Origin of the sequence: Streptomyces sp. AA1529 (genome assembly GCF_000280905.1) — a bacterium.
Classification (GTDB): domain Bacteria; phylum Actinomycetota; class Actinomycetes; order Streptomycetales; family Streptomycetaceae; genus Streptomyces.
Genome location: NZ_ALAP01000109.1, coordinates 1 through 650, shown reverse-complemented (window position 1 = coordinate 650; position 650 = coordinate 1). Strand labels below are relative to the sequence as shown.

Genomic DNA, 650 nt, shown 5'->3' with positions numbered 1-650 from the left:
ACTTCCCGTCGATCCCGTCGGGGCGCCACTCGGGCGGGTTGATCGTCAGCTGGAGGAGCTGGGTGCCCAGGTCCTGCAGCATCTCCTGGATCATCTCCAGGAGGCTGGGGCCGGCCGGGATGTAGCTGAGCAGCCGGTGGAGGGCCATGAGGATGTTGAACGCGCCGCGGATGCGGGCCATGGTGGCCTGGAAGAGCGAGGCGCCGCCGGTGAAAGGGGCCAGCGCGGTGGCGATCGCGATCTCCGCGATCATGGTGCCCAGCTCGACGAAGATCTCCCAGATCGCCTTCTGCAGCTGCTGGGACTGCGTCAGACGCCCGCTGCTCATGTTCCGCAGGGTCGAGCGGTAGCTGTTGAAGGCGCTGGTGCCGGCCCCGGCGGCACCGGTCAGCAGCGCCACACCCGCCTTGAACTGCTCGGCCGCCTCCTCCGGGAAGGTCTCGGCGACCTCGGCCACCATGTCCTGGAGATCGGTCTCCAGCTCCGTCAGCTTCTGCGACATCTCATCGAAGCTCGACGTGCTCTCGAAACCCAGCTCCGGGATACCCGACGGAGGAAACTCCCCCACGAGCGCGAACATCAGCCCGCGCTCCTCCTCCGTCCAGGCAACACCCTCGTACTGATCACCCATCTAGTGCCTGCCGCCACCA

General features: G+C 67.1%; 1 protein-coding gene. It reads right to left on the bottom strand.

Annotation, left to right across the window (positions count from 1 at the left end):
- On the bottom strand, positions 1-631 hold a 631-nt coding region (locus tag A949_RS35270; protein WP_037708445.1), incomplete at its 3' end, for a hypothetical protein.
- Positions 632-650 lie beyond the last annotated feature (19 nt).